The 25,491-nt window shown below is 42.1% G+C and carries 24 protein-coding genes; 9 read left to right on the forward strand and 15 right to left on the reverse strand.

Going from position 1 to position 25,491, the window contains the following annotated elements; all coding sequences use genetic code 11:
- Window positions 1-82: 82 nt before the first annotated feature.
- Complete coding sequence (locus EZ437_RS18755; protein WP_131597605.1) at window positions 83-3,076, forward strand: glycosyltransferase family 117 protein; 2,994 nt, start codon at window positions 83-85, stop codon at window positions 3,074-3,076.
- Between the two features lie 65 nt (window positions 3,077-3,141).
- Here EZ437_RS18755 and EZ437_RS18760 read toward each other — a convergent pair whose 3' ends face one another.
- From EZ437_RS18760 to EZ437_RS18775, 4 genes are all read right to left on the reverse strand, one after another.
- Window positions 3,142-3,777 carry a peroxiredoxin gene (locus EZ437_RS18760; RefSeq protein ID WP_131597606.1) on the reverse strand — a complete coding sequence of 212 codons (636 nt, stop codon included), beginning with the start codon at window positions 3,775-3,777 and terminating at the stop codon, window positions 3,142-3,144.
- Window positions 3,778-3,840: 63 nt separating this feature from the next.
- Window positions 3,841-4,767 carry a DUF72 domain-containing protein gene (locus EZ437_RS18765; RefSeq protein WP_131597607.1) on the reverse strand — a complete coding sequence of 309 codons (927 nt, stop codon included), beginning with the start codon at window positions 4,765-4,767 and terminating at the stop codon, window positions 3,841-3,843.
- A gap of 77 nt (window positions 4,768-4,844) precedes the next feature.
- Window positions 4,845-5,930 (reverse strand): S1C family serine protease, encoded by a 1,086-nt coding sequence (locus tag EZ437_RS18770; RefSeq protein ID WP_131597608.1) that lies wholly within the window; start codon window positions 5,928-5,930, stop codon window positions 4,845-4,847.
- Between the two features lie 5 nt (window positions 5,931-5,935).
- On the reverse strand, window positions 5,936-6,502 hold the full coding sequence (locus EZ437_RS18775; protein WP_131597609.1) for an RNA polymerase sigma factor: 567 nt from the start codon (window positions 6,500-6,502) through the stop codon (window positions 5,936-5,938).
- Between the two features lie 150 nt (window positions 6,503-6,652).
- On the opposite strand from EZ437_RS18775, the gene EZ437_RS18780 reads away from it, so the two are divergent.
- From EZ437_RS18780 to EZ437_RS18790, 3 genes are all read left to right on the forward strand, one after another.
- Window positions 6,653-6,865, forward strand: a complete 213-nt coding sequence (locus tag EZ437_RS18780) for a hypothetical protein (RefSeq protein WP_131597610.1) — start codon at window positions 6,653-6,655, stop codon at window positions 6,863-6,865.
- A gap of 97 nt (window positions 6,866-6,962) precedes the next feature.
- Window positions 6,963-8,309 (forward strand): adenylosuccinate lyase, encoded by a 1,347-nt coding sequence (purB, locus tag EZ437_RS18785; RefSeq protein ID WP_131597611.1) that lies wholly within the window; start codon window positions 6,963-6,965, stop codon window positions 8,307-8,309.
- Between the two features lie 77 nt (window positions 8,310-8,386).
- A complete protein-coding gene (locus EZ437_RS18790; RefSeq protein ID WP_131597612.1) occupies window positions 8,387-8,938 on the forward strand; it encodes a NifU family protein in 552 nt (183 codons plus the stop codon).
- Window positions 8,939-9,066: 128 nt separating this feature from the next.
- On the opposite strand, the gene EZ437_RS18795 is transcribed toward EZ437_RS18790, so the two are convergent.
- From EZ437_RS18795 to EZ437_RS18810, 4 genes are read right to left on the reverse strand one after another with little or no spacing between them, the layout of a single operon-like run.
- Window positions 9,067-9,861, reverse strand: coding sequence for an inositol monophosphatase family protein (locus EZ437_RS18795; RefSeq protein WP_131597613.1), 795 nt, complete (start codon window positions 9,859-9,861; stop codon window positions 9,067-9,069).
- Window positions 9,862-9,873: 12 nt separating this feature from the next.
- Window positions 9,874-11,028, reverse strand: coding sequence for a prolipoprotein diacylglyceryl transferase (locus EZ437_RS18800; RefSeq protein ID WP_131597614.1), 1,155 nt, complete (start codon window positions 11,026-11,028; stop codon window positions 9,874-9,876).
- 32 nt (window positions 11,029-11,060) lie between these two features.
- Window positions 11,061-12,380: a tRNA (N(6)-L-threonylcarbamoyladenosine(37)-C(2))-methylthiotransferase MtaB gene (gene mtaB / locus EZ437_RS18805; RefSeq protein WP_131597615.1), complete on the reverse strand. Its 1,320-nt coding sequence runs from the start codon at window positions 12,378-12,380 to the stop codon at window positions 11,061-11,063.
- 23 nt (window positions 12,381-12,403) lie between these two features.
- Window positions 12,404-12,967, reverse strand: coding sequence for a UbiX family flavin prenyltransferase (locus tag EZ437_RS18810; RefSeq protein ID WP_131597616.1), 564 nt, complete (start codon window positions 12,965-12,967; stop codon window positions 12,404-12,406).
- A 306-nt stretch (window positions 12,968-13,273) separates the two neighbouring features.
- On the opposite strand from EZ437_RS18810, the gene EZ437_RS18815 reads away from it, so the two are divergent.
- Together EZ437_RS18815 and EZ437_RS18820 are read left to right on the forward strand one after the other, a co-directional pair.
- Entirely contained in the window at window positions 13,274-13,519 is a 246-nt protein-coding gene (locus tag EZ437_RS18815; RefSeq protein WP_131597617.1) for a hypothetical protein, read from the forward strand.
- A 126-nt stretch (window positions 13,520-13,645) separates the two neighbouring features.
- Complete coding sequence (locus EZ437_RS18820; protein ID WP_131597618.1) at window positions 13,646-14,512, forward strand: AraC family transcriptional regulator; 867 nt, start codon at window positions 13,646-13,648, stop codon at window positions 14,510-14,512.
- A 3-nt stretch (window positions 14,513-14,515) separates the two neighbouring features.
- Here EZ437_RS18820 and EZ437_RS18825 read toward each other — a convergent pair whose 3' ends face one another.
- The 5 genes from EZ437_RS18825 to EZ437_RS18845 all read right to left on the reverse strand — a co-directional run bounded on the left by EZ437_RS18825 (window position 14,516) and on the right by EZ437_RS18845 (window position 19,871).
- Window positions 14,516-15,943, reverse strand: coding sequence for a Gfo/Idh/MocA family protein (locus EZ437_RS18825; RefSeq protein ID WP_131597619.1), 1,428 nt, complete (start codon window positions 15,941-15,943; stop codon window positions 14,516-14,518).
- A 99-nt stretch (window positions 15,944-16,042) separates the two neighbouring features.
- Complete coding sequence (locus EZ437_RS18830; protein WP_205942753.1) at window positions 16,043-16,813, reverse strand: SDR family oxidoreductase; 771 nt, start codon at window positions 16,811-16,813, stop codon at window positions 16,043-16,045.
- Between the two features lie 20 nt (window positions 16,814-16,833).
- A complete protein-coding gene (locus EZ437_RS18835; protein ID WP_131597621.1) occupies window positions 16,834-17,970 on the reverse strand; it encodes a DUF4861 family protein in 1,137 nt (378 codons plus the stop codon).
- Window positions 17,971-17,994: 24 nt separating this feature from the next.
- Window positions 17,995-18,840 carry a 5-dehydro-4-deoxy-D-glucuronate isomerase gene (gene kduI, locus EZ437_RS18840; protein WP_131597622.1) on the reverse strand — a complete coding sequence of 282 codons (846 nt, stop codon included), beginning with the start codon at window positions 18,838-18,840 and terminating at the stop codon, window positions 17,995-17,997.
- Window positions 18,837-19,871, reverse strand: a complete 1,035-nt coding sequence (locus EZ437_RS18845) for a LacI family DNA-binding transcriptional regulator (protein WP_131597623.1) — start codon at window positions 19,869-19,871, stop codon at window positions 18,837-18,839. The genes kduI and EZ437_RS18845 overlap by 4 nt, the downstream gene beginning before the upstream one ends.
- Before the next feature lie 171 nt (window positions 19,872-20,042).
- On the opposite strand from EZ437_RS18845, the gene EZ437_RS18850 reads away from it, so the two are divergent.
- From EZ437_RS18850 to EZ437_RS18860, 3 genes are read left to right on the forward strand one after another with little or no spacing between them, the layout of a single operon-like run.
- Complete coding sequence (locus EZ437_RS18850; RefSeq protein WP_131597624.1) at window positions 20,043-20,786, forward strand: (Fe-S)-binding protein; 744 nt, start codon at window positions 20,043-20,045, stop codon at window positions 20,784-20,786.
- Window positions 20,787-20,801: 15 nt separating this feature from the next.
- Window positions 20,802-22,205: a lactate utilization protein B gene (locus EZ437_RS18855; RefSeq protein WP_131597625.1), complete on the forward strand. Its 1,404-nt coding sequence runs from the start codon at window positions 20,802-20,804 to the stop codon at window positions 22,203-22,205.
- Window positions 22,195-22,800, forward strand: coding sequence for a LutC/YkgG family protein (locus tag EZ437_RS18860; RefSeq protein WP_131597626.1), 606 nt, complete (start codon window positions 22,195-22,197; stop codon window positions 22,798-22,800). Before EZ437_RS18855 ends, EZ437_RS18860 begins: the two co-directional genes overlap by 11 nt.
- Window positions 22,801-22,822: 22 nt before the next feature.
- On the opposite strand, the gene uxaC is transcribed toward EZ437_RS18860, so the two are convergent.
- Both uxaC and uxuA read right to left on the reverse strand, forming a co-directional pair.
- Complete coding sequence (gene uxaC, locus EZ437_RS18865) at window positions 22,823-24,232, reverse strand: glucuronate isomerase (protein ID WP_131597627.1); 1,410 nt, start codon at window positions 24,230-24,232, stop codon at window positions 22,823-22,825.
- A gap of 1 nt (window position 24,233) precedes the next feature.
- Window positions 24,234-25,418, reverse strand: coding sequence for a mannonate dehydratase (gene uxuA, locus EZ437_RS18870; RefSeq protein ID WP_205942754.1), 1,185 nt, complete (start codon window positions 25,416-25,418; stop codon window positions 24,234-24,236).
- Window positions 25,419-25,491 lie beyond the last annotated feature (73 nt).

Raw genomic sequence — 25,491 nt, forward strand, 5'->3', positions numbered from 1 at the left:
AGGTATTTAACAATCTTTAACATTTCTCAATAACTTAATGCTTAGTGTTTTAGTTAGTTTTGATTAACCTAAACCACTAACCATGAAGTATTTTCAAAAGATCAACAACCTCATCGGATTCCTGCTGTTTACCATTGCGGCAACTGTTTACTGGCTTACCATGGAGCCCACCTTAAGTTTTTGGGATTGTGGTGAATTTATTGCAGCTTCCTATAAATTGCAGGTAGGCCACCAGCCGGGCGCCCCATTGTTTTTAATGATAGGCAAGCTCTTCTCCATGTTTGCTATGGGCGATACTTCAAAAATACCTTACTGGATAAATTTCAGCTCTGTACTCTTCAGCGCCGGCACCATAATGTTCCTTTACTGGACAATCACCTTAATCGCGTCAAAATTATACACAGTGACCAGATCGGTAAATGATTCACTCACCATAATTTCCGCAGGCGTCGTAGGGGCGCTCGCCTATACTTTTTCTGATACTTTTTGGTTTTCCGCTGTTGAAGCGGAAGTATATTCACTTTCCACAATGTTTACAGCCGTTGTATTTTGGGCAATATTCAAATGGGAAAGCAACCAAAACGACCGCTGGATCGTATTCATCGCATTTATAGTGGGTCTTTCTATCGGCATCCACTTGCTTAGCCTGCTTTCTATCCCTGCGGTGGTCCTAGTATACTATTTCAAAAAAACGCCCAAACCCAGTTTTATTGGTATACTGAAAGCGCTCGGAATAGCAGGACTGTTGTGGGTAGCGGTACAGTTCGTCATTATACAATACTTTGTCCTTTTTGCTGCAAGAATGGATATCTTTTTTGTAAACACACTGGGTTTTACTTTCGGATCAGGAGCAATATTCTTTCTAGCTGCATTGTCAGGTTCAATTGCTTATGCAATTTATTATTCCATAAAACGCAACAAGTACTACCTAAATCTAGGACTGATATGCCTCAGCTTTGTTCTGCTAGGCTTTAGCTCGTATTTTATGATCATCATAAGAGCTAATGCCAAACCATCGCTCAACTTATCTAATCCCGACAATGCATATTCTCTGTATAACTATCTGGGAAGGACGAACTACGGACAGACTCCATTGCTATACGGACAAACTTTTGATGCACAACGTACAGGCGTTAAAGAAACCGGCACCGAATACAGAAGGGGAAAGGAAAAATATGAGGTCGCAGGAAAATTACTTAAGGCAGAATATGATAAGAACCTGCTATTCCCGCGCACGTACAGCAATAAAGGTCAGCATCCTGATTTCTACAGGCAATGGCTCAATCTTTCTGATGGTGAAACTCCTTCCTTTGCACAAAATTTGAGTTTCTTTACTTCTTATCAAATGGGTTATATGTACTGGCGGTATTTCTTATGGAATTTTGCAGGTAGACAAAATGATGTACAGGGTCAGGGAAGCTATAGCGAAGGCAACTGGATCACAGGCATTAAATGGCTGGACGCAATCCGCTTGGGCAACCAGAACGCACTGCCTCAAAGCATCACAAGCAATGCAGGATACAACAGGTATTTCGGACTGCCCCTTATACTGGGTCTGGCAGGTTTGATTTTCCTTTACCGTAAAAACAAGAAGGATACCCTCGTAGTGACTGTGCTGTTTGTTTTTACCGGACTGGCCATTATTGTTTATCTAAACCAAGACCCGCTCCAGGTTAGGGAAAGGGATTACGCCTATGTAGGGTCATTTTATGCATTTGCCATATTTATTGGTTTCGGTGTATTTGCCATCAGGGAGGGCCTGACTAGGTTCAATGCACCTAAATTAAGTTTAATCGTAGCAGCTCTCACAGGATTAATTGTTGCTCCTGCCATTATGGGCTATCAAGGCTGGGACGACCATAACCGGTCAGGCAAAACTACTGCCATGGAATGGGCGGCAAACTATTTAAACTCCTGTGCTCCAAATGCGATACTGTTTACAAATGCCGACAATGATACCTTTCCATTGTGGTATGCACAGGAAGTCGAAGGTATCCGCACAGATGTCAGGGTAGTAAACCTTCAGTATCTTTCCGACGGGGCTTATATAGCGCAAATGAAAACCCAGTCGGGGAAATCAGCACCGCTCCCAATTAAAACAGCACCTGAGAAATTGGTTAAAGGTTTACGAGAGGGTATGCCTTATGTAAATTATGGATTCACAGACAGCGTGGATCTGAAAGATATATTAGCGATTTTAACATCAGACGATCCTGATGATAAGGTGCAGATGTCAGATGGAAGCTATGAAAACTTCCTGCCAACAAAAAAGCTAAAACTGGCAGTTGACCCTACTGCAGTCATCAAATCTAATACCATTCCCGCTAAATATAAAAACAGCATTGCAACTGAAATGGAATGGACATTTAGTGAGAATTTTGCCAGTAAAGCTAACCTGGCCATGTTCGACATCCTGGTAAACAACAACTGGGAGCGGCCTATATATTTCGGAGCGGGAATTTCTGACGACAGTTACATCGGCCTCGAAAAATATTTGTATCTGGAAGGGTATGCGCACCGGTTGCTGCCCATAAAAGCAAATCCAAAGGACACAAGAGATAAAGATGAAATTACCCATTCTGATGTAATGTTCACCAACATCATGCACAAGTTCGATTTTAGCGGCTTTACTTCCGCTAAATATCTAGATCTTGAAAGCAGAAGAATAGCACGGGGCGCCTGGCGTGCTGTAAACAACCTTAGTACCAATCTGATTATGGAAGGAAAATCCGGCAAAGCGAGGCAGCTCATTACGAAGAGTATTAAGGAACTTCCTATGAGAAACTATTCAGTTGAGGATACGCTGAATAAATTTCAAACGATTCAAAATTTGTACCTCATCCATGATATAAAAACAGCAAATCTGCTGGCTAAAGAAACCGCAGATTACCTGGACCAGGAACTTATCTATATCGCTTCTTTAGATCCTCGCCGTTACAACGCATACCTCAGCGATATTAAAGTAGGTTTATTTGTTTTAAATAACCTGGAAAAAATCACAGCTAACAATAAACAGCCAGCCTTGAATAATGACATTAAAAACATCTATGAAAGACTAAAAAGTAATTTCATATAGCTGCAAACACAAATAAAAAAAGGCCACCCATTGTAGGTGGCCTTTTTCATTAATGTATTTGCTCGTTATTTATTAGGCTGTGGAGTGGTTCTTAAATATGGTTTTATAACCTTATGCCCCTTTGGAAATCTTGCAGGGATATCTTCAGTTTTGATACTATTCATGACTACCACATCCTGTCCGTCTTCCCAGTCTGCAGGAGTAGCTACGCTGTATTTTGCTGTCAGTTGCAGTGAATCAATCACCCTCAGCACTTCGTTAAAATTACGTCCTGTAGATGCAGGATAAGTGAGCATTAGTTTCACTTTTTTATCCGGAGAGACCACAAACAATGAACGTACAGTTAGCGTTTCAGAAGCATTTGGATGGATCATATCGTATAGATCTGCGATGGATTTATCTTCATCAGCAATGATCGGAAATTCAACATTGGTGTTCTGTGTCTCGTTAATGTCGTTTATCCAGCCTCTGTGTGATTCCGCCGAATCCACACTTAAAGCCAGCACTTTAACATTTCTCTTTTCAAATTCACCTTTTAATGAGGCCGTGCGACCAAGTTCAGTAGTACATACCGGCGTATAATCTGCCGGATGTGAAAATAAAACACCCCAGCTGTCGCCAAGGAACTCATAAAAGTCAATTTTACCAATGGATGTATCTGCCTGGAAATTGGGAGCAGCATCCCCTATTCTTAAACTCATAATATGATATTTTAATTGTTAATGATAACGTGATAAATAAAGTCTACAAGTTAACTATACTATTTAAAATAATTCTGTTTCTTTTGTAATAAATTTTACCTCCGGCACTTTTGCACCCAAATGCTTGTTAAATTGCTGAATAGTATAATTTGCCAGAATGGGGGTATCTTTCTCATCATGCTGATGTAAAAAGAAGTAAACCTTCTCCAGTCCGCTATCCAGCCAGGTCTTTATTTTAGCTGTCCACTCATCAATCCGCGCAAAATCTGATTCCTTATGCTTTTCTCCATTTCCTACAAAGCGAATAAATATTTGCGGAATGGTCAGCTCCATGTGTACACAATCCCTTCTGCCGGTTGCATCTGTGATCACAGCCCCTTTTTTGAGCCTTCCGAGCATTTCGAACAATTTCTTCCTGAGCACCGCATCAGCAAACCAGCTTTCATGACGCAATTCTACAAATACTTCAAGATCCTGCGGCAGATGGGTTAAATAGTTCTGCAAAACTTCAAAGCTATTTGGTGAGAAATTATCGCCCAGCTGAAGAAAGCAGGGCCCAAGAAACTTTCCAAATTCAGAAATGCTGGACAAATAAAGATCTGTTGGCACTTCTGCGTCTTTCAGTCTTTTTATGTGACTGATGGTTCTGGAAAATTTAGGACAAAAAACAAAACTACCTATGGCATTTTCTTCTGCTTTTGCCTTCCACTTTTTGATCAGATCAGCGTTAGGGATACTGTAAAAAACTGCGTTTAGTTCAATAGAATTAAAATGCTTTACATACTCATCCAGAAAGTTAGCTTCTTTGGTCTTTAAAGGATAGATCATGTTCAACCACTCTTTTCTGCCCCATTTGGCGCAACCTATATAAAACTCCGGCTTTTTAAACGGTGTGCTGCCCTCCAGGGTTTTGCCAGTCTGCGTTCCGTCAGCCGGCAATGTAAAATTGACCGAAGGAATGAGATGATCTGCAACTTTTCCAAAATCCATATTTAAACGATATAATTAAAAAACCCCGAAACTAACTAGAAGTTTCAGGGTTCTCAAATTTATGTGTTTAAATATAATTACAAACCTTTTACCATAAAAACATATTCCTGGATTTTAGAAACTTGCTTGGAAGGTTCTAACCTGTGCTTCTGAATTTTCTTTGACGAGATCTTTCCTACTACAGAATCCTGTGGAATGGAACTCAAAGCGTCCTGAAGATACTTGGCCTTTACCGCAAAGGTAGCTCCGTCAGTATGGCTTTCTTTAGCATTGATAATACCAATAATATTTCCGCTATTATCCAGTAATGGGCCACCGCTGTTTCCCGGATTTACATCTATTGCCACCTGGTAAGCCAGCGTATCGCCATTAAAACCGCTCTGAGAACTTAAATACCCTTTGCCAAATACAATGTCTTCCTTCGGATATCCAAGCGTATATACACTTTCACCCATCCCTACTGCACTTCTTTTTAAGGAATAAGGTAATGCACTAAGGGAGAATTTTTTATCAATTATTTTCAGGATCGCAATATCATTAACAGGGTCCTTATAAGTAATTTCCACTTTATATTGTTCGCCCTTATTGTTCTGAACATATACCGTATCTGATTTCTCGATTACATGATAACTGGTCAGGATATAGCCATTAGAAGAGATCGCGAAACCAGTGCCTCCAAATTTAACAGGCTTTACTGGGGCTGTGCTATGATGCTGGTTGGATTTTACATTTCTGATCAGACTATTCGTAGAACTTTTAAGCCTGTTGAGCTCTACACTCATTTTTTCATAGCCAGTTGTCTGCTGGGTTGTTAGTTGAATAGAATAGATCATCACTGTAGTCAGCAGTATAAATGAAGCAGCAACAGCGATAGCAGCGCGGTTTTTACGCCAGATATTTACAATAATCGACGGATGCGGGCCCAGTTTCCGGCTCAATTGATCTACATCAATCATAGCATGTGCAGCATCCATTTTGTTCTTTAATTCAAGTGTATTTGCATAGGATGCTAAAGACTCCACAAACGTCTTGTGTGTCACTACCCGGTGATCTACCGAAGGATCATTACGGCGCAACTCTTCAAAAGCATTTTTCTCCCCTTCTGTAAGTTTATCGTTTAGATAATCTTCAATTATACCTTCTAATTCAATCTCGTTCCTCATGTCAACTATACTTGAAAAAATAATTTCTTTAACCTTTGCAGACATTTATACTTTTGCGTTTTGGCATTATCAGTGTTGGTATAGCCAAACTTTTCACAAATATCCTGCATAGACAGGTTGTTAATATAAAAGTCCTGAATAATGGTCTTGCAGGGTTCTCCAAGAAGCAGTAAAGCAGATTGCATTTTATCAAACTGCCTGTCTTTCTCTTCATGATGCTCTACATCCTCATCCACCACCAGTACATCTTCAAAATCTGCAATGTTATTGGTTTTCTTACGCTGCTGGGTAAGCTTCTTTAACCAAATACGCCTGCAGACTGAATATATATAGGTCTTTAGTTTACTGCTTAACTCGAAATCCCCGCCTTTAATTTTATTATATAAAACGATTATGCCTTCCTGATACACATCTTTTGCATCATCTTCATTACCATTGTTATTTAATATAAACTGTAAAACCATCGGAAAATACCCTGTATACAATTTATTTAGCGCTTCCTCCGAGTTATTTAAGATCCCTAAAACTACCTCTCTATCTGTTGGAACTGAACTGCTTAACTTATTACTCACCAATTAATACATTTAAACGTGAATGGTAACCCAATGATAGTAAAAAAAGATTAAAAATATTTTTCATTTTTTTTAGGTTACCTGGGTTACCTTTTGAACTTTGTGGTATTAACCTGTAAAATTAATTAATTTATTTAAAACAGAATTAGAATGAAAAACGCATTTAAATTTGGCTTTTTAGCTTTAGCAATTTCTTTATCAGTAGCAGCTTGTAACTCAGAAAAAACTGGTGATTCAGCAGATACTACTTTAACTGACTCTTCTACAGTTGTTACTGAAGTTGATACTACAGTTACTGATTCAACTGTACAAGATACTACAGTTACTACTACAACTACTACTACTGATTCAGCTGCTCACTAGTCAAAATTTATTACCAATAAAAAAGGCCTTGGGTATTCCCAAGGCCTTTTTTATTGGTAATAAATGCTACATTTGTGACTGTAAAAAAGTCAAACCCATGAATTTATCTTCGCTTCAAGCCATTTCTCCAGTAGATGGCCGCTACAGAAACACCACTGAAAACCTTGCCAAATATTTCTCCGAATCTGCATTAATTAAGTACAGGGTCTTCGTAGAAATAGAATACTTCATTGCGCTTTGCGAAACAGAACTACCCGGTTTGACCACATTCGACAAATCCAGTTACAACAAGCTTCGCGCTATCCATGAGCAATTTGATGACACCCATGCTCAGGAAGTAAAGGACACAGAAAAAATCACCAACCATGATGTTAAAGCGGTAGAATACTTTATCAAAAAACAGTTTGACCTTCTTGGACTACAGGAATACAAAGAATTTATTCATTTCGGACTAACCTCTCAGGACATTAACAATACCGCCATTCCATTTACGTTTAAACTTGCCCTGGAAGAAGTGTATTATCCTAACCTGCAGAAATTGATAGGTCACATCCAGTCGCTTGCTACAGAATGGAAAGATGTGCCTTTACTAGCACATACGCATGGTCAACCTGCCTCTCCTACCAAACTGGGCAAAGAATTTACTGTATTTGCAGAGCGTTTGGAAATACAGCTAAACAACCTGAAAAACATCCCTAACAGCGCTAAATTTGGTGGTGCCACAGGCAATTTCAACGCACACCATATTGCTTATCCAGGTATCAACTGGGTAGACTTTTCAAATATTTTTGTAAATCAGATACTGGGACTTACGCGCGCGCAACACACCACCCAAATTGAACATTATGATCAGTTCGCTGCACAATGCGATGCGCTGAAAAGAATAAATAACATTATTATTGATATGGACCGTGATATATGGGCCTATATATCTAAAAATTATTTCAAGCAAAAAATAAAAGAAGGCGAAGTAGGCTCTTCTGCAATGCCTCATAAAGTAAATCCTATTGATTTTGAAAATGCCGAAGGAAATGCAGGTATAGCAAATGCTCTGTTCGAATTCTTTGCCGCAAAACTTCCCATAAGCCGTTTGCAAAGAGACCTTACAGACTCTACTGTCTTAAGAAATGTTGGCGTACCTATGGCACATACTACCATAGCTATTGCCTCAACACTAAAAGGATTAGGCAAATTATTGTTAAACAAAGAAGCAATTGATGCCGACCTGGAAAACAACTGGGCTGTTGTGGCGGAAGCCATCCAAACTGTGCTCAGGAGAGAAGCCTATCCCAATCCCTATGAAGCACTAAAAGACCTGACACGCACCAACCAAAAGATCACCGCCACTACCATGGCTGATTTTATAGACAGCCTGGATGTCAGCGATTGCATAAAAGCAGAATTAAAAAACATAACTCCTTTTACTTATACGGGCGTATTTTAGATATAATGACCTAAAACAGACATCAAACCCTGAATAGCATCTGTGAATTATTTATTTTTGCATAAAAAAAGAAGACAATGACTATCAACGTATATACAGAACAAACGCCAAATCCTGCAACGATGAAGTTTATGGTCAATAAATTATTGATCAACGGCAGTGAAGATTTTGCCACCAAAGCGTCGGCAGAACATTCTCCTTTTGCAAAGGAACTCTTTAAGTTCAACTTTGTAAATGGTGTTTTTTTTGCAAGTAATTTTGTCACCGTAACAAAAACAGAAGATGCAGACTGGGCAGATATAGAGCCGATCTTAAAAGAGTTTGTTAAAGGTGCCGTAGAGTCTGAATACAAAATAAAAGAAGAGACTACTGATGAAGCTCCTGCATTTGAAGGTTCAGATTTGGAGATTAAAATTCAGCAGATCCTGCATGATTATGTACGCCCGGCTGTAGAACAGGACGGCGGCGCCATCAGCTATAAATCATTTGATGAAGGTGTGGTAACTGTAGAGCTTAGAGGTTCTTGCAGTGGATGTCCATCTTCTACCATCACCTTAAAATCAGGCATTCAGAACTTGTTGCAAAGAATGGTCCCTGAAGTTAAAGAAGTGGTTTCAGAAGCATTGTAGTTTAGACAATATTATAAAAACCTTTGTACTTTTCAGACCCAAAATCTTTTGAAGGAAAGATTTTACATGTCCTCAAAATACAAAGGTTTTTTTATGCGCTTAGTTTTGTGTGCCTGCTTCCGAAAGAACTATAGATTAAAGTGCCTGTCAATAGTCTCAAGCAATTCCTTATCAACCTTAGCATTCGTGGCTAAAATCTCCCTTTTTTCAATAAACTCGTCCCCTCCTCCAAAATTCAAAATGTTTCCACCGGCCTGTTGTACCAAATAGGCTCCTGCAGCTACATCCCAGGCATTAAGATTATACTCAAAGAAAGCGTCAAACCGGCCACAGGCCACATAAGCCAGGTCTACAGCAGCAGAACCGATGCGCCTTAACCCATGGCATTTCTGCATCATTTCCGAAAGCAACGCCATATAGTTAGCTTGCTTATCAAACTGATAGTATGGAAATCCGGTGGCCAATAAACAATCTGATAGAGATTTTCTCTCTGAAACCTGTATTTCGCGGTTATTTAGGAAGGCTGGGCCTCCCTTATAAGTATAAAACATTTCACCTCTGTTGATCTCGTACACCACACCCAGCACCGGCTGGTCATCCTCATACAAAGCAATGCTGATGGAATAGGTCGGAACACCATGAATAAAATTAGTTGTCCCATCCAGGGGGTCTATGATCCAGTTAAATACCGCTCCCCTGCTATTAATGGTTTCTTCCTCAGTAGTAAAACCTGCGTCAGGCAGCAATTTACTCAAGTTCCTTACCAATTGTTTCTCTGCTGTTTTATCAACATAAGAAACCAGATCGTTCAATCCTTTAAATTCGATAGCCTTGGCATCAAAACCAATTGATTCCTTTCTTATAAAATTGCCTGTTAACCGTGTAACAGCAATTACTTTTGAGCATAACAGTTCGTAATCCAAATCATTAAGATTTTAGTAGTTGGCCAGCTTTTCTTTATTTTTAACGGCATTTATCACCAATGCCAGGCCTGATAAAAATAACAATAGAGAGATCAGTTCCGCTTGTGTGAACTGGATACCGGCAACGGTATATTTCGTATTTACCCTAATCAGCTCAATAAAGAAACGCTCCGTACCATTCATCATTAAATATACCCCAAATAGCATGCCCGGTAATTTAATCTGGTGACGGATGCGCCACAGTATCAAAAACAGGATAAAGCATACAATTGTTTCATAGATTGGGGTTGGATATACCGGCATTGGCAGTTCATTGCAAAACCTGCCCACGCAACCGACTATGCGCTCTCCTTCATTTGCTACGTTGTTTGGATAAGTATACCCCCACAACCAGTCAGGAAACCAGGCAAAAGGTTTTGGATGTACATTTACAATACCCCAGTCGCCATCGCCCGACATATGACAGCCTATACGGCCTACACTATATGCCAGCATCATGCCCGGGCCACCAATATCCAACATATGAAGTGGCTTAATACCATTCTTTCTGGCAATATATAGTACCGCTGCCCCGCCGCAGATGAGTCCGCCATAAAAGGTCAGCCCGCTGAAGGAAAGCAAACTTCCTATTGGGTCTTTTACAAAAGTATCCCAGTGCTCCAGGTTGTCAAATATTTTGGCGCCAAGAAAACCCCATACTGCTGCCCACACAATGAGCGTACCCATTAGCTCATGCGGATGCTGCACTACTTCAACCGTTTTTGGTTTCGGTAATTTATTGGCATTCTTTTCTTTGTAATCCCAGTACGCAAATAATCCCGCAAAGAACAACCCGCCTATGAAATTTCCCTGCAGGGAAAGTAATACCGTCTGTGCATCACTTACAAAAAGCTGGTAATTCAGCAATGCGTAGACTAGCTTATAGCCTATTAAAAACCCAAAAACACCATTTAATATCAGTTCATTGGTGCTGGCCGGCTTTCCGGTAACGATAGACTTCTTTACAGTTTGCAGCTTCCCTAAAGCTTCTTTTCGCTTTGCTTCCTGACTAAACGCCCAGTACCCGGCTACGAAAGCCAGGGCTACAAAAACACCAAAAGTATTAAAAGGAAGCGGGACCTGAATACCGAAAAGATATTCTATAAAATGAGATACTGTAGGAAACATATAAAAAATAAAAGTTTAATGCGAATATAGGATTAATGTGCTAAAATTGCTCCTGTTTCCTCAACTTCTACCTCGCCGTCTGCAGAAAGTTCAACCAGCCTTACGCTTTTGATCTCATTGACCATTACCGGATCATATTTGGCTTTTACTTTAACGTAATTTTTGGTAAAACCGTGCATGAAACCATTCTTCTGATCATCTTCAAAAAGCACTTCGCCTATGCTGCCTATCTGCGACTGGTAAAAAGCACGTCTTTTCTTATCAGAAAGGATGTGCAGCATTTTACTGCGGTCTGCTCGTGTGCTGCCTGCCACTACCCCCTTCATTTCCGCAGCAGCGGTCTGCTCACGTTCAGAATAGGTAAACACATGTAAATAAGATACATCCATCTCATTCAGAAACTGATAGGTCTCTAAAAAATCCTCCTGCGTTTCGCCTGGAAAACCAACTATTACATCCACGCCTATGCAGCAGTTTGGCATTACTTCTTTGATCTTTGCTACCCGTTCAGTATACAAATCCCGCTGGTAGCGCCTGCGCATCAGGCCCAGTATTTTGTCAGATCCTGACTGCAAAGGAATATGAAAATGAGGAACAAACCTTTTCGACGAAGCAACAAATTCAATGATCTCATTGCTCAGCAGATTGGGTTCTATGGAAGATATACGAATGCGTTCTATGCCTTCTACTTCATCCAATGCCCTTACCAGGTCAAAGAACTTATCCTCACGCTGACCGTTCCGTATTCCAAAATCACCCAGGTTCACACCTGTCAGTACGATTTCCTTCACCCCGCTTTCGGCGATCTGCCGTGCACGGTTCAGCACATTCTCTATCGTATCACTCCTGCTCCCCCCTCTTGCCAACGGAATGGTACAATAAGTACAAGGATAATCACAACCGTCCTGCACCTTAAGAAAGGTACGGGTCCTGTCGCCTATAGAATAAGCGGCTATAAAATTATGGTTTACTTTTTCAATGTTCTGCTGATGAATGACTGCTTTAGGCTGTTTGGTCAGGTCAGAGATGAATTCCACAATGCGAAATTTCTCTGCTGCACCAAGCACCATATCAACCCCCTCTATTTCAGCGATCTCTGCAGGCTTTAACTGTGCGTAGCATCCTACTATGGTCACATACGCATTGGGTGAATATTTCAATGCCTCTTTCACCACCTTGCGGCATTTTTTATCCGCATGCTCTGTAACGGAGCAGGTATTGATTACATACACATCCGCACCAGCTGTAAATTCCACAACCCCATATCCGGCATCGGTAAATAACCTGCCGATTGTTGAAGTTTCAGAGAAGTTCAACTTACAACCTAGTGTATAAAATGCAACTGTTTTCATTGAATTCGCAAAGATAGCAAAAACTATTCATTCCAGCGGTAGCTTTCCTGCTCCAGTCCGGCCAGATCAATCACCCTGCTTATTACCGTCTGTGCTACCTCCTCAATGCTTTTGGGTAATGAATAAAAAGAAGGATTCGCCGGACAGATAATCCCACCTGCTTCGGTCACCGTTTTCATATTATTGATGTGGATCAGACTAAACGGTGTATCGCGAACCACCGCAATCAGCTTTCTGCGTTCTTTCAATATTACATCTGCCGCCCTTGAAATCAAATCATTCGAAATGCCATGCGCAATTCTGCCCAATGTGCCCATAGAACAGGGAACAATGATCATCGTGTCAAATTTGGCAGATCCTGAGGCAAAAGGTGCATTAAAATCCATTTTCTGATAAAAATCAAAGGGATATTTTTCATATCCGTTGTGCTCCAACTCAAAACGCCACACCTCTTTGGCATTGTCAGACATGACCACCCCTATCTTTTCTATCTGATCAGACAGTTTCACCAGATTGTCCAGCAATAATTTGGCATACACAGCACCACTCGCACCGGTGATCGCAACAATGATTTTTTTCTTATTCATAGCTATTTTCAAAGGTACATAACCTTATCAAAAAAAAAGGGCCGAAAAATTAATTTCGACCCTACATCTACCTATGAAAAACATACCCCCGAAAGGGTAAGCTCAAATGTAATTATCTTTTTGAATAAATGAAAGTTTAAACATACTTTTTTACAGTAGAATATTAAACCTGACATTAAAATAATCTATTTTGTATGTTATTAAAAAAATTCCAATTCTGCCAACTGCATGTATCCTACAATTCTCAGGGCAAGTTTGATAAAACCTTTGTGCATTTTTCATTGTTATCAATTAAATAAAATCAGTATGGAAACGTCAGAAAATAAGAAATTCACAGTAAATATTAATAAAGATGGCTCAAATGCCCAATCCACTGAAGTTACCCATAAAGAAACAACAGATGGCCTGTCCTATTATATATGTAAAATAGGTGAAAATGAAGTCCAGCTTCGTAAAGATGATCACTGGGAAGTAATATGGGGCGAACTAGACCCGGAAAAAGTAGCCACACTTGGTGCAGAAATAGACAAACACATCCTTAAACATTCATAATAACACAAGTTTCAATATATTATTAAACGAATTTGGCAATATTTCATCAGAAATATAAAGATTGGGGTATTTATAAAAGATTTTTATACTTTTATGTATTAATATCTAACCAATACACATAAACTGATGAAACCACAATTACTTAAAGTCACCAGCAATCCTGTGGGCTCTTTTAATGTACGAAGGGACAACATACCCTACCTCAATAACCGCTGGCATTATCACGCAGAAGTGGAACTGATCTTTTTCAAAGAAGGCAATGGCACGCAATTTATTGGCGACAGCATCAAACGCTTCAGATCGGGCGATGTAGTGTTGGTAGGTGCGCAACTGCCACATTATTGGAGATTTGATGACGCTTATTTCAACGGAGAAAAGACGCAGGCTGATATTGCGGTTGTACATTTTTGTGAAGATTTCTGGGGAAGTTCTTTTTTAAATTTACCGGAAAACAAATCTATCAAAATGATCCTGGAAAAGGCACAGCGCGGCATTCAGGTTCAGGGCAGCAGCAAGGAAAATATAGGCAAACTCATAGAATCACTGTTGACCGCAGAAGGCCCTAAAAGGATTATGCTGCTGATGGAAGCATTAATGGAAATAGAGAAATCGGCCAGTAACGTAACACTTTCTTCTATGGGCTTTCACCATGATTATGCCGAAACTGAAAACGACAGGATCAACGCGATCTACAATTATTCCCTTGCAAATTTTAAACGTAAAATCCAAATGGAAGAGATGGCCTCAGTGGCAAACATCAGTCCCAATTCATTTTGCCGGTATTTTAAATCCAGAACAAGAAAAACCTATACCCAGTTTATCAGTGAAATAAGGGTAGGCCATGCCTGCAAGCTGCTCATAGAAGACAGTATGAATGTCAAACAGATCTGTTATGAAAGCGGGTTCCATAACTTTGCAAGTTTCCATAAGCATTTTAAAATGATTACCGGAAAGAGCCCGCTTTCATATCAGAAATCTTTTCTGCAGAAATAAAACCTATTTTACACTTCTTACCGTGGTATTGCCACCACCTTCCAGTGTCAGGCCAACAGGTTTATTTTTTTGCCAGCTTCCTCTGGTAAAATCAGGGATATCTACACTTGAAGATCTCTTGGACACAGATTTCTTGCTCAGCGGAACGATGCAGCTCCATGAAGCAGCATCATATACATCCTGATCTAAAGGAAGCCCGTTGCGCAGGCAGTCAATCAGTCGCCAGTCCATGATAAAGTCCATTCCACCATGTCCGCCTATTTTCTTTGCTATTTCACCTACGTGTTTTATGATCGGCGGACTATAAGTATCATATAATTTCTTCAATTCTTCCTCTTTAACCCATTCTTCTCCAAAAGAGATACGTGCAGGGTCAGGCCATTTACTTGCAAAACCTTTGGTTCCGCTCAGCAAATGGATTCTTGAGTAAGGTCTAGGTGATGTTACATCATGCTGCAGCATCATGGTTTTACCATTGGCAGTCCTGATGGTCGTGGTATTCATATTGCCACGGTATTTTTTACCAACAAATTCATTGTAAAAAGCATCCGTTTTAGCTTTCTCCACCGCTTCCGGCCCCATCTGAAAATCATTGGTAGACATAGATACCAGATAGTCCATTTTATCACCCCTGTTGATGTTCAGACACTGTGCTATCGGGCCAAGGCCATGTGTAGGATATAAATTTCCGTTGTAGTCAATGTTCTCTTTTAGCCTCCACATGCTTTCATACCCTTTTTTATTGAAGTTAAGGCCCAAAAGGTTGTGGATATATGCCCCTTCTGCATGCAGCAATTCTCCAAACATACCATTGCGGGCCATGTTTAAAGTCAGCATCTCAAAAAAGTCGTAACAGCAGTTTTCCAGCATCATGCAATGCTTGCGGGTCTTTTCAGAAGTTTCTACCAGTTTCCAGCAATCGTCGATGGTCAGTGCAGCGGGCACTTCCGTGGCCACATGCTTACCACTTTCCATTGCATAAACTGCCATCGGAGTGTGCAGGTGCCATGGTGTACAGATATAAATAAGATCAAGGTCTTCCTTATCGATCATGTCTTTCCAGCCATTCTCACCGGAATATTCTGTCGCTTTAGGCAGTCCTTTAGCGGTCAGGCTTTTCTGGGCAGCAGTAGCTCTTTCTGGTAATTTATCACACAGTGCTTTTATTTCTACACCTTCTATAAACGACATCCTTCCTACAGCACCCGGTCCGCGCATTCCCAGACCAATAAAACCAATCCTGACTTTGTCAATTTTCGGAGCTGCATAGCCGCTCATATTAAATCGCTGAGCACCAGTTATGTTACTTAGGTCTGAAAGCAAATGATCATTATCTGATCCATTTTCTTTGGCAAATGATGGAATGCCGATAGCCATTGCTCCGGTTCCTACTGCAAGCTGTTGTAAAAATTTTCTTCGGTTAGGTTTCATTTTATTTTTGTTTATCTACCAGACCAATATACAGCGCTTCAGCTCCGCTTTAAAAAGTTTTCTTTACACAAACGGTTGCGTAATACGAATATTTCATTACTACCTTCCCATCCATCCTCCGTCTACCGTCATCACGGTACCGTGCATATAGGCTGAAGCATCAGAAGCTAAAAAAACTACAGGCCCTTTAAAGTCCGCAGGTTCGCCCCATCGGTTTGCTGGAATCCGTTCCATAATAGAGCGGCTGCGGTTTTCATCAGCCCTAAGGGCCGTAGTATTGTCTGTAGAGATGTATCCGGGTGCAATGGCATTTACGTTTACGCCCTTCGCGGCCCATTCATTGGCAAATGCTTTGGTCAGCTGTCCCACTGCCCCCTTGCTCGCTGCGTATCCAGGCACGGTAATCCCGCCCTGAAAGGTGAGCAGGGATGCTGTAAAAATGATTTTACCGCTTCCGCGCTGAACCATCTCACGTCCTATTTCCCTTGTCAGGATAAAGGGCGCAGTCTGGTTTACAGCTACCACCTCATCCCAATATTCATCAGGGTGCTCAGCTATGGGATTGCGTAATATCGTTCCTGCATTGTTCACCAGTATATCTATTACAGGATGGTCTTTTTTTAACTGCTCACAAAAACTCTTAAGTGATGTTCTGTCGCTAAAATCGCACTGATAGGCATAGAATTTTTTTCCTAACCTGTTGACAGACTGCTCCACCTCACTGCCTGAAAGCTCCAGGTTTGCGGATACACCGATGATATCGGCACCTGCCTCTGCAAGGGCCTCGGCCATCGCTTTTCCTATCCCCCTCTTACACCCTGTAACCAGGGCCAGTTTGCCCTTTAAATTAAATAAATCAAGTACTGCCATTATTTTTATTATATCTGTAATTACTGTACGCTAACCACCAGGGGCTGCAGCAGTTTTTGTTTATAGTTATTTAAGTAATCGAACCAGACCGTGGCACTGGTGACTTCATTGGCTTTGTCCCAGGCTGCCCCATTGTAGTAAACAATTGGCTGCCCGCTTTTTATAGCGGTATGGCTTAGTAAATGCATACGGTCGGTATTCATGACCAATGCATCACCCGGTACGATCGTACCTACCCCGGTAATGCCATCTGCACCATGTTTCGGCTCCCAATACCCCATCACTCCCTGCAGCTCGTTCATCAGAACGGTACCGGGTTCTTTCCGCTTCACAATACCGATCACCACCGGCAATGCTTCCTCACCTGCATACGTATAACTTACTTCCACCCTATTCAACCGTGAGCCGGCGTCCAGTGAGATGGTTTTTGTTACCTTCACAGCCTTGCCTGCCACGTTCCAGTCATCATATCCCAGTTGAAAGGTACTGCGCAAAGGCCCGTTGTCAAGCACTTTCCAGTGATGGTAGTTTTTGGAAAAGTAAATAGAATCCTTCACAAAAGGAGCAATATCACCCGCACCCAGCGTAAGTCCCACACTATAATAGTCCATTCCTTCACCATGATCGGTATGATAATCACCTGATTTATACCAATTGTTTATCACTAGTTTGGTAGTCCTTTTCCCCCATACATCAGTACCGAAAGCATTGTCCTTCCTCGTTTCCAATGCTTTCCCATACATCCTGAAGGCTACTTTATCATTTTCCCAGGCAAAATCATCAAAACGCTCGGGTACAAAACGGGCATAGGTTTTTTTAACAGGGGCGACCGGTTTGCCGGGCACTAATGAGAGTTTAACTATGCCACTTGCTGCTACATTAACCTGCACCAGCAGATTCTGAACCGTCTTTTGTCCTAGGTATTCCAGTTGAAAGGAAAGCTCTTCCTTGGTAGTGAGGTCTGTTACTTTAAAATTAGCGGTATCTATACCCGGGTATTTAGCGGTTATGTCAGCCCATTTAATAGCTACCACTGCACCTGGCCGCTGTAGTTTTGAAGAATTACTGATAGTAATCGTAGCTTTTGAAACTGTCTGGGCAGCTGCCAGAGCCGAAAGCCCGCAAAACATCAAAAGAAAAAAGCTTGTTTTGTTCATCGGAGGTTTTATTTGTCTTTAAAACTATTTTAATTCGTTGATGGCACAATGATCCATATCCCCATAGTCGAGGTTCTCCCCTGCCATGCCCCATATAAATGTATAGTTGCTGGTTCCGGCACCTGCATGTATGGACCAATTTGGAGAGATGACCGCCTGCTCATTCTGCATCCAGATATGTCTGGTCTCTTGTGGTTGTCCCATAAAGTGGCAAACGCTCTGCCCTTTAGGCACTTCAAAATAAAAATACACTTCCATCCTCCTGTCGTGCGTATGTGCAGGCATGGTGTTCCATACGCTACCGCTTTTCAATTCTGTCATACCCATTTGAAGCTGGCAGGTAGGAAGCACACTGTTTACCAATAATTTATTGATCACACGGTGATTCGCTGTTTCCGCCGAACCCAGTTCTACGATCTCAGCTTCGGCTTTTGAAACTTTTTTAGCGGGATAAGTATGGTGTGCCGGTGCAGAATTGATATAAAACTTAGCCGGGTTTTGAGGATCTGCAGATATAAAGCTGACTTCCTTGGTGCCTTTTCCAATATAAAGTGCTTCTTTGAAATCCAGTTCATAACTGGTACCATCCGCCACAACAGTTCCTTTTGCCCCTACATTAATGATCCCCAGTTCTCTCCTTTCCAGGAAATAATCCGCTTTCAATGCATCTGGATTGGGCAATACCAGCGTATTGTTAACAGGCATTGCACCGCCGGCAATATATCTGTCATAATGTGTCAGCGTAAGGCTTACTGTATCGGCATCAAATATGCGTTCTATCAAAAAATTATCCCTCAGCCGGGTCGTATCCATTTGTTTGGTTTCGTCCGGACTAAGGGCATACCTGCTTTCAAAAAGTGTTTGTATCATGTAGACATTCGTTTTATTAGTTGTACGGGTGTTATAATCGGAGGTGTAACCACGCTGATCCCCTCTTCTTTATTTCTTAAAAGATCTATCAGTACCCTTACTATGGTATCTCCTACCAATTTAGGGAATTGTTCTATCGTGGTAATAGAAGGGGTAATGATGGCTGTACGCGGGTCATTCGAGTAACCCACTATTTTAAGATCTTCAGGTACTTTTATGCCCTGCTCTTTTGTAAACTGCAGCACGGCTATTGCGCTTGAATCGTTGTCTGTACAGATACCATCAGGAACTGTCCCGGACTGAAACAATTTAGCAATAGCAGAAAGGGCATTGTCATGAGTCAGCTCCTGATGAAAAATCCAATCGCGGTTGACTTCAATGCCATTCGTTTCCATCGCTTTAAAAAATCCCGCTGAACGGTTCTGGTACAGATTGGATGTAAGGGGGCCAGAGATGTGCGCTATGCGCTTGCAGCCTGACTCTATCAGATGTAATGCCGAAAGATATCCCCCATTAAAATCATCGCCCTTAATGATCGTTGCACCGTGATCGGTCATCGGTGCACGATCATAAAAGATCACAGGCTTGCCATCTTCAATCAGTTTGTCAAAGTGGCCAAAATCGGTGGTAAACAAAGTACATGCTGCAATCAGTGCATCTACCCTGGATGAAAAAAGTATTTCTGTTAGCGCCGTTTCCATCGTCAGCGAATCGTTTGACTGGCAAATGATCAGGTTAAAGCCATGTTTGTGCAGGTTATTCTGAATGGTGGTGATCACCTCGGCATGGAAAAACATAGAGATCCTCGGTACAATCAAGCCTATCGTATGTGTCTTATTGCTTCTCAATCCGGAAGCCATCTGATTTCGGCGATAGTTTAACTGGGCAGCCATATCAAGTACGGCAGTCTTCGTTTTTTCCCGTACATACGGATGATTGTTGAGGGCACGCGAAATAGTTGCTGGTGAAAGCTTCAATGCTTCCGCAATATCAAGTATGGTATTTTGCTGCGACTTCTTTTCCTTGGCCATATATGCAAGCTAGTAAATTATTTGCAATACTATGAAAACGTTTTCATAATAGATACACATCATACTTAAAAAAGCTGTTTTACTGTGCTAAAATCGCTTACTTTTTTGCCAATATACTAGAATATGAGGTATACTAATCTACTATATTTACCCCCCTTGAACAATGATTATATGACCGTAGGACTATTTATACCTTGCTATATTGACCAGTTTTATCCAAATGCTGCCATCGCCACTTTAAATCTATTGAAGAAATTGGGTGTCGACGTGGTGTACCCTACCCGGCAGACCTGCTGCGGACAGCCCATGGCAAATTCTGGTTTTGAGCACCTCACCCAGGGCTGCAATGATCTTTTTATTGACAATTTTTCTCAATTCGACTATATCGTATCCCCATCAGGAAGCTGCGTACTTCATATAAAAGACCATCTTCATGCCGAAAACAATGAGGAGAAAGCTACAGAAGTAAGAAAAAAAGTGTATGAACTGACGGAATTCTTAACAGATGTACTTAAAGTTGAGCAGCTTACAGCAAGTTTTCCACATAAGGTGGGGGTGCATCAGAGCTGCCACGGACAACGCGGCCTGATGCTGGCGCAAATGACCGAGCTGGTGGCCGCCCCCTATTCCAAACCCATGCATTTGCTAAATATGGTAGCGGGCTTGGAAATTGTGACGCTTAACCGTCCTGACGAATGCTGTGGCTTTGGTGGTACCTTTTGCGTGGCGGAAGAAGCCGTGTCTGTAAAGATGGGCAAAGACCGGGTATCCGATCATCTGCACAATGGTGCGGAGTTTATTACCGCAGCAGATATGTCCTGTCTGATGCATATGGAAGGGATTTTACGGAGACAAAAAAGCAATGTTAAGGTAATGCACATTGCAGAGATCCTTAATGCACAGGAATTTAATTAAATACAGATCAGCCAAATGAATACAGGAACTAAAGACCATGCGCAACTATCAGATGCCTTTAACGCTGATGAAGCACGTGTAAACTGGCATGATGAGACCTTGTGGTTTGTCCGCGCCAAGCGCGATAAGGCGGCGCACAATATTCCGGAATGGGAAGCACTGCGGGAAAACGCTTCGCAGATAAAGGACAATGTGCTGTCCAACCTGCACGATTATCTGGTAGCATTCGAAGCCAATGCCCAGGCCAATGGCATCAAAGTTCATTGGGCTGCAAATGGAGCAGAGCACAATCAGATAGTATATTCAATTTTACAGGAACAGGGTGTGGACCGCATCGTAAAAAGTAAGTCTATGCTTACCGAAGAGTGCCACTTAAACGAATACTTGGAGGAAAAAGGAATAGATGTGGTCGATACTGACCTTGGGGAAAGGATTGTACAGCTGGCTAAAGAACCGCCCAGCCACATTGTACTTCCCTGTATCCACAAGAAGAAGGAAGAAATAGGTGAGCTTTTTCACGAACACCTGGGTACTCCCGAAGGGATGTCAGACCCGGTGTTTTTAACCGCAGCGGCGCGTGTGCACCTGCGCGAAAAATTCATCACCCGCAAAGCGGCCATCACCGGTGTAAACTTCGCCGTAGCAGAAACAGGAGAATTTGTAGTGTGCACCAATGAAGGAAATGCCGATATGGGCGCGCACCTGGCTGATGTACACATTGCCTGCATGGGTATCGAAAAGATCGTACCCGAGCGCAGTCAGCTATCGGTGTTTTTAAGGCTGCTGGCCCGAAGTGCCACGGGACAACCCATCACCACTTACTCCAGTCATTTCAAAAAACCAAGACCTGGACAGGCTATGCACATCATCCTGGTAGACAATGGCAGGACCACACAGTTGGGAAGACCTGATTTCAGAAATTCCTTAAAGTGCATCCGCTGTGGCGCATGTATGAACACCTGTCCGGTATACCGCAGAAGCGGTGGCCATAGTTACCATACCGCCATTGCCGGCCCTATTGGTTCTATACTGGCCCCCAATCTGGATATGAAGCAATATGCAGATCTTCCATTTGCCTCTACCCTATGCGGATCATGTACCAATGTATGCCCGGTGAAGATCAATATTCACGAGCAACTGTACAAATGGAGGCAGGTAATTGTAAAAGAGGGTTATGCAGACCCTAAAAAAACGGTGGCAATGAAGGCAATGGATTTTACTTTATCCAATCCTTCGGTGTATAAAACAGCGGGTAAAGCAGGTCGTTTTGTCTTGAAACACCTTCCTTTTGTCGTAAGCAATAAACTCAATCTTTGGTACAAGCAGCGTGATATGCCCCAGCCCCCAACACAATCATTTGGAGAATGGTACCAACAGAATGAGCTAAAAAACATAAAAAAACATAACAATGACCAGTAGGGAACAGATATTAGCAAAGGTTAAAAGCAGTCAGCCTGACTGGAGGCCGCTACCACCAGCATTAACAAACGTACAAAATGCACTAAGCAACCCCGTTGAGGAATTTCGTACGGTACTGACCAATATCGGCGGGGCAGTTATTGAAGTTGACAGCTATGAGGCGATTGCAGCTTATATTCAGCAGGAGTTTAAAGATAAAAAACGGATCATAGCTACGATTCCGGAACTCTCCATGATGCCGGAGCTGTCAGGAACTATAGAAACCGGCTGGGAGAACCAGGACCCGCATAGTTATGAGAACGTAGACCTGGCCATTATCGGCGCGCACTTTGGTGTAGCAGAAAATGCTGCGCTATGGATCACAGAAGCCCTGATGCACCAGCGTGTGATTCCTTTTATCTGCCAGCAACTGGCGGTCGTAATCAGAAAAACTGAAATTATACCTACCATGCATGAAGCTTATGCAAGAATAGGAAACGATGAGTACGGCTTTGGGGCCTTTATAGCAGGGCCCTCAAAAACCGCAGACATTGAACAGTCCTTAGTTCTTGGTGCGCACGGACCAAAAAGCATGACTGTATTTTTATTGGCTTAGCCATTAGGCTAGACCTTGCGGTCTAGCCTAAATTAAAATACGCTTCTGCATTGTAATAACAGATATCACTCACAATCTTTCCTATCCATTTTTCATCATCCGGCAGTTGCCCATTTTCCATCTCGGCACCAAACATATTACAGAGGATCCTTCTGAAATACTCATGTCTCGAGTACGAAAGGAAGCTGCGTGAGTCGGTCAGCATGCCCACAAAATTACTCACCATACCCATATTTGAAAGTGCATTTAGCTGTCTTTCTATTCCTTCTTTCTGATCCAGGAACCACCATCCCGAGCCATATTGCATTTTACCTTTCATCCCACCACCACCAAAATTGCCGATCATGGCAGCAAACATCTCATTGTCTGCCGGATTGAGGTTATAAATGATCGTCTTTGTCAGTTCATCCGTCAGGCTCAGGTTTCCAAAAAAGCCTGATAATCTTTCGGCATGTTTAAAGTCGCCTATAGAGTCAAAACCTGTATCCGGCCCCAGCTTGTTGAACATCCCAAGGTTATTGTTTCTTAAAGCACCGAGGTGAAACTGCTGTACCCAACCCAGTTCGTTATAGACCTTGCAGAGTTCAGTCAGCACATATCCTGCAAAAGCATCCGGATTAGAGAACACCCCATCAGGTGATTTAAGGAACGCAGCAAATTCCCTTTTCTCAGCATCCGTAAGGCTATATACCGCAGGCAAGGCCGACAGGCCGTGATCTGAAATGCTGCAATTGTGCGCTGCAAAAAAGTCTACCCTGCTTCTTAGGGCAGCCAGCAACGATTCAATGTCCGTAATCTCAATTCCTGATACCGAAGAAAGCTGCTTCATATAGGCTTTAAACTGACCGGTCTTGTCGATCAGCAATGCCTTATCAGGTCTGAATGAAGGCTTTACCTTAGTAGCAAAACTACTTTCGCCAATTTGCTTATGGTATTTCAGGTCATCACAGGGATCGTCTGTAGTACCTACCATTTTCACTTTATAGTGGGTCAACAGGCCTTGCGTGGAGAATCCGTCTTGTTGCAGCAGCTCATTGCAATGTGCATAAATCTCCGCTCCTGAATCTGCATTGAGATAAGAATTGATACCGAAAGGATCTTTCAGCTCCATATGTGTCCAGTGAAACAATGGGTTTCTTACCGTAGCCGGAACAATTTTGGCCCAGGTCATAAACTTATCTTCATCAGAAGCAGCACCTGTGATCAGGTCTTCATCTACTCCAAGTGCACGCATGCCCCGCCATTTATAGTGATCGCCCTTCAGCCAGATCTCTGTTAAGTTTACAAATTTCTTATTCTCAGCAATCTCCTGCGGAGGCAGGTGATTGTGGTAGTCAACTATGGGCAGGTCCCTGGCATAATCATTAAAAAGTTTTTTAGCAGTCTCATTATTGAGCAAAAAATCTTCAGGTATAACTGATCCTTGTTTCATCTTATTTTTTTAAATATTCATTAACTATACCATATTCCAGTCCGCGCAGTTCAGCCAAACCTTTTAGTCTGCCGATAGCCGAATATCCGGGATTGGTCTTTTTATTCAGATCGTCGAGCATCTGGTGACCATGATCTGGTCTCATCGGGATGCTTATCTTACGTTCCTGCTGAATGGTTACCAATTGCTTTACCACTCCATACATATCCACATCCCCTTCCAGGTGGTTGTCCTCGTAAAAGTCGCCGGCCTCATTCCTTTTCGTACTCCTCAGGTGTACAAAATGTATCCTTTCTGCAAAGATCTTCACCATTGCTACCAGGTCGTTATCAGCCCTTACACCAAAAGAACCTGTACAGAAACAAAGTCCGTTGTTTAATGAAGGTACCGCTGAAAATAGCTTTTGTACCAGCGTGGCAGTACTTACTACCCTGGGCAGGCCAAATATCGCATAAGGCGGATCATCGGGATGGATGGCCAGCTTAATCCCTGCTTCATCAGCTACCGGAACGATCTGAGAAAGGAAATAGATCAGGTTGGCCGAAAGCTTTTCCTCATCAATGTCTTTATATTTATCCAGTGCCTGCTGAAACTGGGCCAGTGTAAAACTCTCCTCACTACCCGGTAATCCGGCGATGATGTTTCTCTGCAGCACTAGTCTGTCGGCTTCGCTCATTTGATCAAACCGGATTTTTCCTGCTTTTAGCTCTTCGGCTGAATAATCAGCTGAAGCATTTGGCCTGTTCAGCATATGCACATCAAAAGCTATCAGCGCTGCCTTCTCAAACTTTAGCGCTCTGGCTCCATTTGGCAGTTCGAAGGCCAGATTGGTCCTTGTCCAATCCAGCACCGGCATGAAATTATAGGTGACGACATATACACCACAAGCAGCCAGATTTCTTAATGAAACCTGATAATTGTCTATATATTGTTCATATCCAGCATCCTGGGTTTTGATAGCCTCATGTACTGGTACACTCTCTACCACGTCCCAGGTCAGTCCGGCGTTTTCAATTAAAGATTTATGTTTGGATATCTCGGCTACTGTCCAGATTTCCCCATTGGGAATGTGGTGCAATGCACTAACGATACCAGTGCAACCAGCCTGCCTGATATCTAACAGGCTAACAGGGTCTTTAGGGCCAAACCAGCGCATGGTCTGTGTCATTCTATATATATCGCTCATATTTATATTTAGTGTCTACACCCTGAAAGCTTAAAAGCCAACCTCGCATAAACACTAAATATATAGGATGTTT

Source organism: Pedobacter psychroterrae, assembly GCF_004331695.1.
In the GTDB taxonomy this organism is placed as follows: domain Bacteria; phylum Bacteroidota; class Bacteroidia; order Sphingobacteriales; family Sphingobacteriaceae; genus Pedobacter; species Pedobacter psychroterrae.